Below are 13,722 nucleotides of genomic sequence, written 5' to 3'. Positions count from 1 at the left end.
CGGCGACCCGCGCACCGCGTCGATCGAGGAGAGTGCTGTGGCCGTCCGAGCCATCCGGGGAGCGACACAGGTGGCCGCCGACGACCGCGACGAGGTGCTGGACGCCACGCGCGAGCTCGTCAGCACCGTCCTGGAGCGCAACGAGCTCGACCCGGCGGACCTGATCAGCATCCTGTTCACCGCCACCCCCGACCTGGTGTCGGAGTTCCCGGCGCTCGCCGCGCGGGAGCTGGGGCTGGGCGACGTCCCGCTGATGTGCGCCACCGAGATCGCGGTGCCGCACGCGTTGCCGCGGGTGCTGCGGCTGATGGCGCACGTCGACACCCCCCGGGCCCGCGCCGACGTGCAGCACGTGTACCTGCGCGGCGCGGTGGCCCTGCGCCGCGACATCGCCCAGTGAGCGCCTTCGTGGGGCAGGTGACCCTCGACGGCCCGTCGGGTACGGGCAAGTCCAGCGTGGCGCGGGCGGTCGCGACCCGGCTGGGTGCGGCCTACCTGGACACCGGCGCGATGTACCGCGCCGCCACCGTCGCCGTCCTGGACGCCGGGGTCGATCTCGATGACCCGGAGGGCATCGCCCGCGCCGTCTCCGCCGCCGACATCCGGGTCGGGACGGCGGCCGACGCAGAGACGGTGACCGTGGACGGGGTGGACGTGGCCGAGCGGATCCGCGGGACCGAGGTGACCCGCGCGGTCTCGCCGGTGAGCGCCGTCCCGGCCGTGCGCCGGCTGCTGGTGGACCGGCAGCGCGCCCTGGTCGCCGCCGCGGACGCCGTCGTGGTGGAGGGCCGGGACATCGGCACCGTCGTGCTGCCCGACGCCACCCTCAAGGTCTACCTGACCGCCGCTCCCGAGGCGCGCGCCGACCGCCGCGCCGGGCAGCTCGGGGTCACCGACCCCGCCCGGATCGCGCAGATCGCCGCCGACCTGCGCCGCCGGGACGAGTACGACAGCAGCCGGGCCGACAGCCCGCTGCGCCCTGCTGCCGACGCCGTGGTCGTCGACAGCACCGGGCTGGACCGTGAGGCCGTCGTCGAGCGCGTGCTCGACCTGGCCCGCACAGCAGTAGGAGAGCCCGCATGACCGACAACGACTTCCCCGACCTCGACGAGCCCACCGGTCCGTTGCCGGTGGTGGCCGTCGTCGGCCGGCCGAACGTCGGCAAGTCGACCCTGGTCAACCGCTTCATCGGCCGCCGCGCCGCCGTCGTGCAGGACGTCCCCGGGGTCACCCGGGACCGCATCCCGTACCAGGCGCTGTGGAACGGCAAGAACTTCACCGTCGTCGACACCGGTGGCTGGGAGCCCAAGGCGACCGGCATGGCCGCCTCGATCGCCCGGCAGGCCGAGTACGCGATGAAGACCGCGGACGTGATCGTGCTGGTCGTGGATGCCTCCGTGGGGGCGACCGAGACCGACCTGGCCGCCGCGCGGGTGCTCCGGCGCAGCGACCGCCCGGTGATCCTGGTGGCCAACAAGGTCGACGACGAGCGCAGCGAGGCCGGCGCCGCCGAGCTCTGGTCGCTGGGGCTGGGGGAGCCCTACCCGGTCAGCGCGCTGCACGGCCGGGGGAGCGGTGACCTGCTGGACCTGGTGCTCGACGCGATGCCGGAGGCGCCGCGGGAGACCCAGGAGGTCGGCGGCCCGCGCCGGGTCGCGCTGGTCGGGCGGCCCAACGTGGGCAAGTCCAGCCTGATCAACCGGCTGAGCAAGGAGGAGCGCTCGGTCGTCGACTCCGTCGCCGGCACCACCGTGGACCCGGTCGACTCGATCGTGACGATCGGCGGGGAGGAGTGGCGGTTCGTCGACACCGCCGGCCTGCGCCGCCGGGTGAACACCGCCAGCGGCACCGAGTACTACGCGAGCCTGCGGACCGAGGCCGCGATCGAGGCCGCCGAGGTCGCGGTCGTGCTGCTCGCCGCCGACGAGGTGATCAGCGAGCAGGACCAGCGGGTGATCACCCAGGTGATCGAGGCCGGCCGCGCGCTGGTCGTCGCCTTCAACAAGTGGGACACCCTCGACGAGGACCGGCACGCCCAGCTGGAGAAGGAGATCGACCGCGACCTGGCCCGGGTGAAGTGGGCCAGCCGGGTCAACATCTCGGCGCTGACCGGCCGCGGGGTGAACAAGCTGGCCGACCACCTGAAGACGGCGCTGGCCGGCTGGGAGACCCGGGTGCCGACGGCCGAGCTGAACACGTTCATCCGGGCGCTGGTGCAGGAGACGCCGCCGCCGGCCCGCGGTGGGCGCGCCCCGAAGATCAAGTACGTGACCCAGGCGGACATCCGGCCGCCGCGGTTCGTGGTCTTCTCCACCGGCTTCCTGGAGGCCGGGTACCGACGGTTCCTGGAGCGCAAGCTGCGCGAGCAGTTCGGCTTCCACGGCACCCCGATCGACGTGTCGGTCAAGGTGCGGGAGTCCAAGGCCCGCGACCTGAAGAAGTAGGCCCCGCCGGGTCGCCGACAGCCGTGCGGTAATCTTCCCGGGCAGCGTTCGAGTGCCGCGAGGCGCTCGGAGCTCGGGCTGTAGCGCAGCTTGGTAGCGCACTTGACTGGGGGTCAAGGGGTCGCAGGTTCAAATCCTGTCAGCCCGACAGTGAGAAAATGCAGGTCAGGGGCCGTCTTCGGGGAAATCCGGGACGGCCCCGACTGTTATTTCAGGGACTTTGACCACCTTTTTGACCACCATTAAGCCACCCATAGTTACGCGCCCTCAGGCTCGACTGACGCTCGGCGGCGCGGTCGCCTTCACGACGACCGCGCCGCCTGGCCGGCAGGTCCAGGACGGGCGACTGCGCCAGGCGTCTCGAGCGTGGGCGGCGATGGCTGGAGCGGGCGCGATCACCGGTTCGCCCTCCGCGAGTGATTGCGCCCGGGCCTGCGAGGGAGGACGTTCAGCTCGGTGAGGCCGAGCCGGCGTACCGGTGCGACGCCAGCTCGGCCGACCGGGAAGCGTCAGGGCTTGTTGGTGTTGCCGGCGTCGACCGGCAGGGTCACTCCGGTGATGTAGCGCGACTCGTCGGAGGCCAGGAACAGCACGGCTTGGGAGATCTCCCGCTCGGCCAGGGCCGGGATGGGGCTGAACGGCGTCCCGGGAGGGGCGTCGAAGTCGGGCAGGACGTTCAAGCCGGCGAGCGGGAAGAAGCGGCTGGCGTTGTAGATCTCTGAGGTGTCGGAGCTCGAACCCATGCCAGGGCTGGCCACCCCGGTGGGGTGGACGGTGTTCACCCGGATGCCGAACTCGCCGAGCTCGTTGGCGAAGGAGCGCATCAGCCCGACCACGCCGTGCTTGGCGGCCGCATAGTGCGCGTAATGCGTCTGACCACGCAGCCCGGCTGCCGAGCTGGTCAGGATGATCGACCCACCGTGCCCCTGCAACTTGAGCACCGGCGCGGTCACCTGGATCGTGTTCCATACACCCCGCAGGTTGGTGTCCACGATGAGGTCGTAGACGTCGTCGGCGATCTCTAAGGAGTCGGGGTGGAAGGTGATCACCCCCGCATTGCCGATGACGATGTCCAGTCGGCCGAGCTCTCGGATGCCGGCGTCGACAGCGGCCTGGAGGCTCGCCCGGTCGCGGACGTCGGCCACCGCGGTGACGCACCGCCGGTCCAGCGCCTCGACCAGTCGCTGGGTCTCCGCGAGGTCGTCCTGAGTCGCCGCGTTGTACCGCACTCGCTCCGGGTAAGGAGCGCAGATGTCGGTCGCGATGATGTCGGCACCCTCTTCCGCCAGGCGGACGGCGTGCGCACGCCCCTGGCCTTGCCCTGCGCCGGTGATGAAGGCGACCTTCCCGCTGACCCTGTCCATCTCTGTGACCTCCCACGGGAACACGAAGCGGCCGGGCGTCTCGGCAGCCCGGGCAAACCGTCGTGATGGCCGTCACCCGAACGTATCAGGGTGGTGTCAGTTTCTGCCGTAATGACAGAAACAGACACGTCGAGTAGGCGAGGTGGGCGTCTCTGCTGCATCGAGTCAAGGAGTCGGCAGCACCGGCAGAGTGAGCAGCTGCAGGCACCGCTCCAGGTGTGGCCGCCGAGAGCCTGCTCTTGATGCCATCCAGCTCTCCATGCCCAGTCTGCAGGCGGTCACAACGCTGAAACTGACATACCGCGCGACCACGGGGTCGTGCTGGAGGCCGATCCGTTGCGCCAGCAGCGGCTGGAGGTCGCCTGCGCACTCCTCATGGACACGAAGCCACGCGGGACGGAGTGCAGGGAGGGAGACGGCCAGTTCGCGAAGCTGGTCGTCCCAGGCCGTCCTAGGCTCTTCGACCATCGCGTCGAGGGCGTCGACGAGGCCCTCGACCAGGGGGGTCTCCGGGGCGATCGCCTCGACCCGCCGCAGGAAGATGCGCATGCCCTCGTACAGACCGGGGTGGACCACGTCCGCCTTCGACGGGAAGTAGCGGTGGAACGTCCGGGGAGATACGCCGGTGGCCGCGGCGATGTCCTGCACCGTGACCGCTGCGAAGCCCCTTTCGACGAACAGCCGTGCAGCCACGTCGGAGAGCTCCAGCTGGGTCGCCTGGCGTCGACGTGCCGTCAGTGGCTCTCCGCGACGTTGATCGTCCACCGGCTCAGCGTAGGGACGGGTCCGCTGCCTCCCCTCGGTATGGGCCGCTCCACTTCGAGGAAGGAGGACGTCAGTCGTTACGGGCGAAGTGCTGGAGCGCTTGTTCCCGCCCCGATGATGGTCGACCGGCGGCGGCCCCTCGGTCGCCGGGCGGTACAGATCGGCGAGCAGAGGCCAGTCGTCGACCTCCGCGTAGGGCAGGACGGCCGATCGAATTAAGGACCACGGGGCTACGACGTGCCGACGCCCCTTCAACCACTCGCCGGGCGAAGGTCACCACAGTCGCTGTCGGCTAGCTGTACTGACCAGGACCGTTGTTGACGTAGGAGCGACCTCCGGGTCGGGTGGAGCTGTCTGACGGCATCCATCCCGACCGCGGAGGTCGCTCGTGTCCCACGCTAATGCCCGCCTGACTCCCGCCGGACGGTTGATCATGGTCCGGCGGATCGCTACCGGTCGCCCGCCGGCGCACGTGGCCGCGGAGATGGGCGTCTCCCGGGCGTGCGCCTACACGTGGTGGGGCAGGTGGCAGGCCGAAGGCAAGGCCGGCCTGCTCGACCGGCCCAGCCACGCCCGCAGCCACCCCCGTCGCACCCCGGCCTGCACCGAGACCCGCATCAGGATCTCCCGGCACTTGTCCCGCCGTGGGCCGGTCGCGATCGCAGCGCACCTGCACGTGCCGGCCTCCACGGTCGGACGCGTCCTGGCCCGCCACCAGACACCGCCACTGGCCGCCTGCGATCCGGTGACCGGGCAGGTCATCCGCGCCAGCCGGCGCAGGGCCAACCGCTACGAACACGACCGGCCCGGCTCACTGGTCCACGTCGATGTGAAGAAGCTCGGCCGCATTCCTGACGGCGGCGGCTGGCGCGCTCGTGGGCGGGCGGCCACCGCCGACCACCGGCACAAGAAGGCGCCGATCGGCTATGACTTCGTCCACGCCGCCGTCGATGACCACTCCCGGCTGGCCTACGCCGAGATCCTGGGCGATGAGAAGGGCGCCACCTGCGCCGGCTTCCTCACCCGCGCCGCCGCCTTCTACGCCAGCCACGGCATCACCATCGAGCGGGTCATCACCGACAACGCCATGAACTACCGCAGGTCCCGCGACTTCACCGCCGCAACTGCAGCGATTGGAGCCCGCCAGAAGTTCATCCGCCCCCATTCCCCCTGGACCAACGGCAAAGTCGAACGCTTCAACCGCACCCTCGGCGCCGAGTGGGCCTACTCCCGGCCCTTCGCCAGCAACGACGACCGCGCAGCCCTCTTGCCGACCTGGCTGGACCACTACAACCTGAACCGACCCCACCTCGGCATCGGCGGACGCTCACCCATCAACCGCGTCAACAACGCTGCGGGTCAGTACAGCTAGCCGTGCCCGGAGGAGAGCATCCGAGTCGCAGGGCAGACTGTTCCCCGACGTTCCCCGACTGCGGAACACCTGAGCTACGTCCGAGAGTTCGAGGGGATCACGCGGTGATCGACGGAGTGCCTCCCGTGCACCTGGTGGCCCTGGGCAGCTCGTACGCGGCCGGCCCGGGGTTGCTTCCGGTGGTCGAGAAGGCGGCCATGCGTTCGGGGGCCAATTACGCGCATCAGCTCGCCGACCGCCTCGGTGGGCGGCTGACGGACCTGACCGTGTCCGGGGCAACGACAGCGACGATCGCGTCGCAGGCTCAGCGCACCCTGCGGGGCAAGACGTTCCCGCCGCAGGTGAACGGTGTCCCGGCCGATGCCGACCTGGTCACCGTCACGGCCGGCGGCAACGACATGAACTACATCGGGACCTTGCTGCGGCTGGCTATAGCCGGACGGCTGCACGGGCGTCTGCGGGCGTGGCCAGTGGGCGCGGTGCTCGCCGGCCCGAGCGTGCCGGTCGTTGCACCCGCCGCCGTGGACGCTCCCGTGACAGGTCTGGTGCGGGTGGTGCAGGACGTTCGCGCTCGAGCGCCGCGGGCCCGGATCCTCCTGGTCGACTACCTGGCCGTCATCGGCCCGGACACCGCACCCGGGCGCTCGGTTCCTCTGACGACCGAGCAGCTGGCTGCCCTGCGGGGCATCAAGGCACAGCTGGACGCAGCCTTCGAAACCGCCGCCGAGCAGAGCGGCGCCGAACTGGTCCGTGTCTCGGCGCTCAGCGTCGACCACGCGCTCGGCGCACCGGACCCCTGGGTGTTCGGCCTGGAGCCGCTCCACCGCCTTCCGGCGTCGTTCCACCCCAACGCCGCCGGCATGCAGGCCGTGGCCGCCGAGATCCACCGTCACCTCGCCCTCGACTGACTCTGCGCGCCGTGCTCGCGTGGCCGTGGACCCGCCAGCCGCTTCCGTAGGTAGAGCGGTCGAGCTTCTCCACGTCCGTGCTGCGGGCTGTCGGGTGTTCGTGTTCGTATCGGCGGTCGCGATCACGGCGCCGATGGTGCACGCCCCCACACCTAGGATCGCGGCCAGCCGCCCGGTCGAGCACGAGGTCTTGCGGCGGGCGTTCACCGCGCTCGAGGACCTGACCGGCGAGAGCTCGCCGTCGCGTGGAGGCGAACGCCGGAGTGCCGGCCGAGTTCCCCGCTGGTGGCCGACCCCGCGACTGGCTCGGTGTGTGGCCTGCGCCCGCCCTGGCGGGACGTCGGACTCAGTCCGACGGACGGCGTACGTGCAGCAGCCGTCGACCGCAATCGAGGAGATGAGCCCGCAGCACCTCGTCGCCCAGGCCGGTGCAGATCGGGTCGGCTGCCGCACCTTGCAACCCCGCCAGGAACATCACCGCAGCGGTGCGGGAGCCGGAGTCGCCGGGCCCGCTGCTCATCAGGTCAATCACCCGGTCGACGGAGCTGGTCAGCGGTGGGTGCTCGGCCAGCAACTGTCGCACGGTCGCGTCCGCCAGGACCATGGTGAGCCGGCGGCGGTTGCTGATGAACAGGTCGACGATGCCGGTGAGGATGGTCTCCACTCGCGCGCGACGACCGCGCGGGGACGCGGCATCGGCCGCGATGACGTCGAGCGCTTCGAGGACGGGTCGCAGCACGCCCAGCACGAGCTCGTCCTTCGACCGGTAGTGCCAGTACACCGCCGCCTTGGTGACACCCATCGCGTCGGCGATCATCTGCAGGGACGTGCCGCTCACGCCGTCCTGCGCGAAGAGCTGCAGCGCCGCTTCCTCGACTCGTGCCCTGCTGGCGCTCGGCGGTCGCCGATCGGTCCCCGTCGTGGTCACTCGGCTCCCCTCTCGACGCCCCGGCAGCTCGTGCGGGTCGGGCGGTCGCGATCTCCGTCACGTTGCGAGAAATCGACCGAAGTTCCTAGCCGATCGGCTAGCGATGTCCTAATCTACCACTGAGTACGCAACTAGCCGATCGGCTAGGTTCCCGCCTCGCTCCGGCGCGGTCACAGCACCACTGTGCTGAGACCGACGACCGCAGCTCCACGGAGGAGATCGCACTAGTGGCAATACAGCTGTACAAGCTCGGGAGGTTCGCCTTCCGGCGCCGCCGGCTCGTGGCGGGCATCTGGCTCGCCCTGCTCGTGCTCTTCGGCGTCGGCGCAGCGACGCTGTCCGGGCCTACGTCCAACGCCTTCACCATCCCCGGCGTCGAGTCGATCAAGGCGCTGGACGTGGTCTCGGACAAGCTCGGCATCGCAGCCGACAACGCCAGCGCGCGGGTCGTCTTCACCGTCGACGGTGACGAGACCCTCACCGATGGCGCCAACCGGCAGGCGATCGAGAGCGCCGTCGCCCAGCTCTCGCAGCTCGACCACGTGACCGCGGTGACCGATCCGTACCAGGCGCAGGGGGTCTCCCAGGACGGGCAGACCGCCTACGCCTCGGTGAGCTACGACGTCGAGGCGATCGACGTCACCGACGCCGACCGGGAGGCGCTGACCGAAGCCGGCCGCAGCGTCGAGACCGCCGGGATCCAAGCCGAGTTTGGCGGCGACGCCACCGTGGGCCTGCCCGAGCAGGGCGCCGAGGAGGTCCTCGGAGTTCTGCTGGCCGCTGTCGTCCTGGCCGTGACCTTCGGGTCGTTGGTGGCCGCCGGACTGCCGCTGCTGACGGCCGTCATCGGGGTCGGCATGGGCCTCGCGGGCATCGCCATCGCCACCGGCTTCTTCGAGCTGAGCTCCAGCACCTCGGCCCTGGCCACGATGCTGGGGCTGGCCGTCGGCATCGACTACGCGCTGTTCATCGTCTCGCGGTACCGGCACGAGCTCCTCGCCGGGCGCGAACCCGAGGAGGCGGCCGGACGTGCGACCGGCACCGCAGGATCCGCCGTGGTCTTCGCCGGGCTCACCGTGATCATCGCGCTGGTCGCGCTGGCCGTGGTCAACATCCCCTTCCTCACGGCGATGGGCCTGGCCGCGGCCGGCACCGTGGCGTTGGCGGTCGTCATCGCCTTGACCTTCCTGCCTGCTCTCCTCGGCTTCGTCGGACCCCGCATCCTGGGAAAGCGGGCCCGCGGTCGGTTGCAGCGCGAGGAAGAGCAGTCGACGCCGATGGGCGGGCGGTGGGGTCGCGGCGTCGTCCGGCACCGCCTTCTCGCCCTCTTGCTCGCCGTCGGGGCGCTGCTGGCCGTGGCCGTTCCGGCCCTCGACCTGAAGCTGGGGCTGCCCGACGACAGCACGGCCTCGCCTGACACCACTCAGCGCAAGGCCTACGACCAGTTGAGCGAGGGCTTCGGCGCCGGGTTCAACGGGCCTCTGCTCGTCGTCGTCGAGGGCAACGCCGACACCAGCACCGCTGCGGCCGCCGCCCGGCTCCAGTCCCAGATCGAGGGTCTCGACGACGTCGCAGCCGTCGCGCCGCCGACGGTCAACCAGGCCGGCGACACGGCGCTGCTCACCGTCGTGCCCGCCAGCGGGCCGGGCTCGGACGAGACCAAGGACCTGGTGTCGGCGATGCGGGACCTGGCGCCCGGACTCCGCGCGGACACCGGGGTGACGCTGGCCGTCACCGGCGTCACCGCGATCACCCTGGACGTCGCCGAGAAGCTGAACGGGGCGATGCTGCCCTACCTGCTCGTGGTCGTGGGCCTGGCGTTCGTGCTGCTGGTGCTCGTGTTCCGCAGCATCCTGGTGCCGTTGAAGGCGACCCTGGGCTTCCTGCTCAGCGTCATCGCGACCTTCGGTGCGGTGGTCGCCATCTTCCAGTGGGGCTGGCTCAACGACCTGCTGGGAGTGGAGTCGACCGGGCCCATCATCAGCATCCTGCCGATCTTCCTGATCGGCGTGCTGTTCGGCCTGGCCATGGACTACGAGGTCTTCCTGGTCACCCGGATGCGTGAGGAGTACGTGCACGGGGCCACACCGAACGACGCGATCGTCGGCGGGATGAAGCACGGGACCCGGGTGGTGACGGCGGCCGCGCTCATCATGATCAGCGTCTTCGCCGGCTTCGTCCTCTCCGATGAGCCGATCATCAAGACGATGGGCTTCGCGTTGGCGTTCGGCGTCGCGGTCGACGCCTTCCTGGTGCGGATGACGATCGTCCCTGCGGTGCTCTCGCTGCTCGGCCGCTCCGCCTGGTGGCTGCCCCGCTGGCTGGACAAGGCCCTGCCCAACGTCGACGTCGAGGGGGAGCAGCTCACCAAGCTGCTCGATCCCGACACCGACGAGGTGCGTCGGGACCCGGTCCCCGCCTGACGGCACCGCCGGCCGGCCGGCGGGGCCTCCGCCGTGCCGGCCGGCAGTCCGCCTCGTTGCCGCTCAGCAGCAAGAGTCCTCCCATGTCCGTCGTCCACGAGCCGCGGCGCCCCTCGGACAGCCACCGGCCGGTCGCCGGCCCGCGGCCGAGCGTGCAAGTCCGGCCACGGTCGGCCGGCGGGGTGGCCGAGCGCCCGTCACCCGTTCTCGAGCTTTCCTGGTCGCCGTGTTCTTCGTCGCCTACAGCCTCATCCGACTGGTGGCCGACGACGACCTCTCGGTGGCGACGCGGCACGCCTCGGGAAACCTCGGCATCGAGCTGCACCTGGGGCTGAACTGGGCGACCGTCGTCAACGTCGCGGTCGACAGCGTCCGCTGGCTCGCAGTGGCGACTTCCTACTGGTACGCCACCCTGCACTACGTGATGACGGCGATCGTCCTGGTCCTGCTCTACCGGCGCGCGCCGGCGAGCTACCAGCGGGCGCGCCGGGCACTGATGCTGGCGACGGCGCTGGCGCTGATCGATTACGTCTCGTACCCCACCGCACCACCGCGGCTGATGTCGGGGTACACCGACGCGCTGCTGGCCACCTCGGATGTCGGGTGGTGGTCCGATCACGGATCCGGGAGCGCCGGTGCTGCTGCCCTGGTCACGACCGCGCGGCCATGCCATCGATGCACGTTGGCTGGGCGTTGTGGTGCGCGCTGGTGCTGTCGGCCTGGCGCGCCGCCGCTGGCAGCGCGTGCTCGGCCTCGGTTACCCGGTGATCACCACCCTGGTCGTCGTCAGCACCGCCAACCACTGGGTCCTCGACGCCGCGGCCGGCGTCAGAGCCCCCGGGTGGCCTCGAGCACAGCTTCCTCGATCGGCGTGGAACCACCGATGACCTCGAACTGCGCGTTGGCGCCGGGACGGGTGAGGGCAGCGGTGACGACGGTGGCGAGGTCGGCGCGGGGGAGGAGCCCTTCTGGTACCAGCTCCCCGACCTGCACGTGGCCGGTGGGCTCTTCATCGGACAGCGCATCGGGACGCACGATGGTCCAGCGCAGCCGCGTCTGGCTGCGGAGGTGGGCGTCGGCGGCACGCTTGGCCCGCAGGTAGGTCATGGTCTGGTCGTCGCCGAAGTCCTCGTCCACCCGATGCGCGGAGATCATCGCGACGTGGGTGAGGCGGGCCTCGACCGCGGCGTCGATGGACGCGACGGCCGCGTCGAGGTTGATCGCGATCGACTCCTTCGCGGTGCTGTCGTAGGAGCTCCCCGCGGCGAAGACCATCGCGTCGGCTCCGTGCAGGACTCGTGTCAGCTCAGCAGGCGTGGCGCGGGTGAGGTCCATCTGCACACCGGTGGCCCCCATCGCCTGCAGGCGGGACACGTGTTCGGGGCGGCGGACGAGGCCGGTGACGTCGTGGCCGGCGCCGAGCAGCTGACGCAGGATCAGACCACCCGGCCGGCCGTGACCGCCGGCGACGACGACTCGGAGTTGGCCTGCGCGCCGTAGGCCCGGGACTCCACCGGAGGTCACACGCCGCACTAGCGGACCATGACGGTGCCGCCGTTGATGGTGATGGTCTGGCCGGTGATCCAGCCGCCGTCCTCGCCGAGCAGCCATCGGGCGCAGGCGGTGACGTCACGGGGCTGGCCGACCCGACCCAGGAGGGTCTGCGACGCCGCCCGGTCGATCATCGGGGCGCTGTCGCCGAAGCCACCGGCCTCGAAGAACCCGGTGCTGGCGACGAACCCGGGCGCGAGCGTGTTCGCGGTGATGCCCCGTCGGCCGAGTCGCACAGCGAGGTCTCTGCCGTACCCGGCCAACGCGGCCTTGGCCGTGGCGTACGGCCCGCCCTGCCCGTCCAGCCCCGCGGTGGACCCGATCAGGACGATGCGGCCGGCCCCGTCCAGCAGGAGCGGTAGCAACGCCTCGATCGGCAGCACCGCACTGAACAGGTTCTTGCGCAACGCATCGCTCCAGGCCGAGTCCACCTCGGACGGATCGGTGCCCGTGTTCTTGAAGTCGCCCTGCCCACCGGCGGCGGCGACGATCGCGCGCACCGGCCGGGCCTGCACGGCTGCGACGATGGCGGCCGCACCCTCAGGGGTCGAGGCGTCGGCGACCACCACGGACAGGCGTGCCGGATCGTTGGCCAGGGTCTTGGTCTGCTCCAGCGGATCGGGTCTGCGCCCCACGAGGAGCACGTCATGACCGAGTCCCGCCTGGTCCAGGGCGACATCACGCCCCATGCCAGTGCCGCCGCCGGTGACGATCGTCAAGGGGTTGTTGCTCATGAGTGGTCCTCTTGGTAGCGGTCTGTGGCATCAGCGCGGGCGGCGCCGCTTCCGGGCCCGCGCGGAGGACGTCTTCACGGGCCGGCTCTCGGAGGAGGCGGTCGACGAGTTCGCGGTAGCCGTCGACCGTGGAGTCGTGCGGCCACATCTGGTGGGCGGTGCGGCTGGCTACCGGGGCCAGGTCCATCTGCAGGACGGCGATCGTCGGGTCCCTTCTGGCAGAGACGGACGTCACCATCAGACCATGCAGCGGCTCTCGGTCTGAGAAGCCGACGATCAGGCACCCGAGGGGGGCCTGATCGTCGGCCCCTCCAGCTGGGCCCACGCTGAGGGAACCAGCTCGGTCAGGTGGGGCTAGTCGACCACGTCGGCGAGGCTGGCCTCTGCCTGCTGGTCCAGTCCCCAGTTCTCGGGGAAGGGGATGGAGACCCGAGCGTGCTGACCGCCGTCGGCCGTGGCGAAGGAGGTTCCCGACATGTACTGCGACTCGTCGCTGGCCAGGAAGATCACCGGCCAGGCGTTGTGCCGCAGGGACGGCGGGAACGGCAGCCGGAGCGGCATGACCGCATGCGTGGGGTCCCAGTCGCCGGCGGCCTCCTCGTAGGACTGGCCGACGACGGGCGCCTCCGGGTCGAGCCCGAAGTTCACCGACATCCCGTGGGTCGGGCAGACGGCGTTCGTCCGGATGCCGTACTTCCCCAGGTCGAAGGCGGCGGCACGCACGAGACCGTTGACCCCCGCCTTGCCCGCGGCGTAGATCCCGAATCCAGGGTAGGAGACCAGCGAGGCGGCGGAGGACGTGACGACGATGCTGCCGCCGCCGGTGGTCTTCATCGCGCGAGCGGCGTGCTTGATGGTGAGGAAGACGCCGACGAGGTTGACGCCGTTGACCTCGTTCCAGCTCTCCAGCGTGGTGTCCTCCAGTGGCACGGTGCCCTGTCCGGGAACGGTGACACCGGCGTTCGCGAACGCCACGTCGAGGCGCCCGAAGGTCGCCACGGTGTGCGCGACGCCCGCCTCGACCTGGCTCTCGTCGGTCACGTCGACGCGGAAACCGGTGGCCTGCCCACCGGCCGCGGTGATCGCGTCGACGACGGGCTGGATGCGGGCCTCGACCTTGTCGGTGACGACCACCCGTGCACCCTCGGCGGCCGCGAGGAGGGCGACTTCGCGGCCGAGGCCGGATCCTGCGCCGGTGATGAGCATGGACTTGTCCTGCAGTCTGTTCACGGT

At 70.8% G+C, this 13,722-nt stretch carries 13 protein-coding genes, 1 tRNA gene and 2 pseudogenes; 10 read left to right on the top strand and 6 right to left on the bottom strand.

Annotated features, from left to right (window positions below; all coding sequences use genetic code 11):
* Positions 1-37: 37 nt before the first annotated feature.
* The 4 genes from aroH to FHL80_RS06935 all read left to right on the top strand — a co-directional run bounded on the left by aroH (position 38) and on the right by FHL80_RS06935 (position 2,592).
* The gene (aroH, locus tag FHL80_RS06950) at positions 38-400 is read left to right on the top strand and encodes a chorismate mutase (RefSeq protein WP_138732722.1); all 363 of its coding nucleotides are present in this window, start codon (positions 38-40) and stop codon (positions 398-400) included.
* Complete coding sequence (gene cmk / locus FHL80_RS06945) at positions 397-1,083, top strand: (d)CMP kinase (RefSeq protein WP_138732721.1); 687 nt, start codon at positions 397-399, stop codon at positions 1,081-1,083. Before aroH ends, cmk begins: the two co-directional genes overlap by 4 nt.
* The gene (gene der, locus FHL80_RS06940) at positions 1,080-2,444 is read left to right on the top strand and encodes a ribosome biogenesis GTPase Der (RefSeq protein WP_138732720.1); all 1,365 of its coding nucleotides are present in this window, start codon (positions 1,080-1,082) and stop codon (positions 2,442-2,444) included. The genes cmk and der overlap by 4 nt, the downstream gene beginning before the upstream one ends.
* A gap of 74 nt (positions 2,445-2,518) precedes the next feature.
* Positions 2,519-2,592, top strand: a tRNA-Pro gene (locus FHL80_RS06935).
* Positions 2,593-2,953: 361 nt separating this feature from the next.
* Here the strand turns inward: FHL80_RS06935 and FHL80_RS06930 are convergent.
* Positions 2,954-3,808 carry a mycofactocin-coupled SDR family oxidoreductase gene (locus FHL80_RS06930; RefSeq protein ID WP_138732719.1) on the bottom strand — a complete coding sequence of 285 codons (855 nt, stop codon included), beginning with the start codon at positions 3,806-3,808 and terminating at the stop codon, positions 2,954-2,956.
* A 165-nt stretch (positions 3,809-3,973) separates the two neighbouring features.
* Positions 3,974-4,573, bottom strand: coding sequence for a TetR family transcriptional regulator (locus FHL80_RS06925; RefSeq protein ID WP_216870502.1), 600 nt, complete (start codon positions 4,571-4,573; stop codon positions 3,974-3,976).
* A gap of 388 nt (positions 4,574-4,961) precedes the next feature.
* Between FHL80_RS06925 and FHL80_RS06920 the strand changes: the two genes are divergently transcribed.
* Positions 4,962-5,945, top strand: a complete 984-nt coding sequence (locus FHL80_RS06920; RefSeq protein WP_138732717.1) for an IS481 family transposase — start codon at positions 4,962-4,964, stop codon at positions 5,943-5,945.
* Positions 5,946-6,049: 104 nt separating this feature from the next.
* Positions 6,050-6,853 carry an SGNH/GDSL hydrolase family protein gene (locus FHL80_RS06915; protein WP_216870501.1) on the top strand — a complete coding sequence of 268 codons (804 nt, stop codon included), beginning with the start codon at positions 6,050-6,052 and terminating at the stop codon, positions 6,851-6,853.
* Between the two features lie 346 nt (positions 6,854-7,199).
* On the opposite strand, the gene FHL80_RS06910 is transcribed toward FHL80_RS06915, so the two are convergent.
* Positions 7,200-7,781, bottom strand: a complete 582-nt coding sequence (locus FHL80_RS06910) for a TetR/AcrR family transcriptional regulator (protein ID WP_281283441.1) — start codon at positions 7,779-7,781, stop codon at positions 7,200-7,202.
* Between the two features lie 227 nt (positions 7,782-8,008).
* Here FHL80_RS06910 and FHL80_RS06905 point away from each other — a divergent pair, with 227 nt between their 5' ends.
* From FHL80_RS06905 to FHL80_RS27040, 3 genes and pseudogenes are all read left to right on the top strand, one after another.
* A complete protein-coding gene (locus tag FHL80_RS06905; protein WP_138732715.1) occupies positions 8,009-10,204 on the top strand; it encodes an MMPL family transporter in 2,196 nt (731 codons plus the stop codon).
* A gap of 226 nt (positions 10,205-10,430) precedes the next feature.
* Positions 10,431-10,820 (top strand): annotated as a pseudogene (locus FHL80_RS27045) (phosphatase PAP2 family protein); the annotation flags it as partial.
* Positions 10,821-10,870: 50 nt separating this feature from the next.
* Positions 10,871-11,091 (top strand): annotated as a pseudogene (locus tag FHL80_RS27040) (phosphatase PAP2 family protein).
* Here FHL80_RS27040 and FHL80_RS06890 read toward each other — a convergent pair.
* Entirely contained in the window at positions 11,033-11,629 is a 597-nt protein-coding gene (locus FHL80_RS06890; RefSeq protein WP_246078514.1) for an NAD(P)H-binding protein, read from the bottom strand. The pseudogene FHL80_RS27040 and the gene FHL80_RS06890 overlap by 59 nt on opposite strands.
* On the opposite strand from FHL80_RS06890, the gene FHL80_RS26675 reads away from it, so the two are divergent.
* Entirely contained in the window at positions 11,579-11,704 is a 126-nt protein-coding gene (locus FHL80_RS26675; RefSeq protein ID WP_281283442.1) for a hypothetical protein, read from the top strand. The genes FHL80_RS06890 and FHL80_RS26675 overlap by 51 nt on opposite strands.
* 32 nt (positions 11,705-11,736) lie before the next feature.
* Here FHL80_RS26675 and FHL80_RS06885 read toward each other — a convergent pair whose 3' ends face one another.
* Together FHL80_RS06885 and FHL80_RS06880 are read right to left on the bottom strand one after the other, a co-directional pair.
* Entirely contained in the window at positions 11,737-12,489 is a 753-nt protein-coding gene (locus tag FHL80_RS06885; protein WP_138732712.1) for an SDR family NAD(P)-dependent oxidoreductase, read from the bottom strand.
* A gap of 354 nt (positions 12,490-12,843) precedes the next feature.
* Positions 12,844-13,719: an SDR family NAD(P)-dependent oxidoreductase gene (locus tag FHL80_RS06880; RefSeq protein WP_216870497.1), complete on the bottom strand. Its 876-nt coding sequence runs from the start codon at positions 13,717-13,719 to the stop codon at positions 12,844-12,846.
* Between the last annotated feature and the right edge of the window lie 3 nt (positions 13,720-13,722).

Source organism: Modestobacter excelsi (genome assembly GCF_005930495.1).
Taxonomy (GTDB): domain Bacteria; phylum Actinomycetota; class Actinomycetes; order Mycobacteriales; family Geodermatophilaceae; genus Modestobacter; species Modestobacter excelsi.
This window is presented reverse-complemented; position numbering and strand designations above follow the sequence as displayed.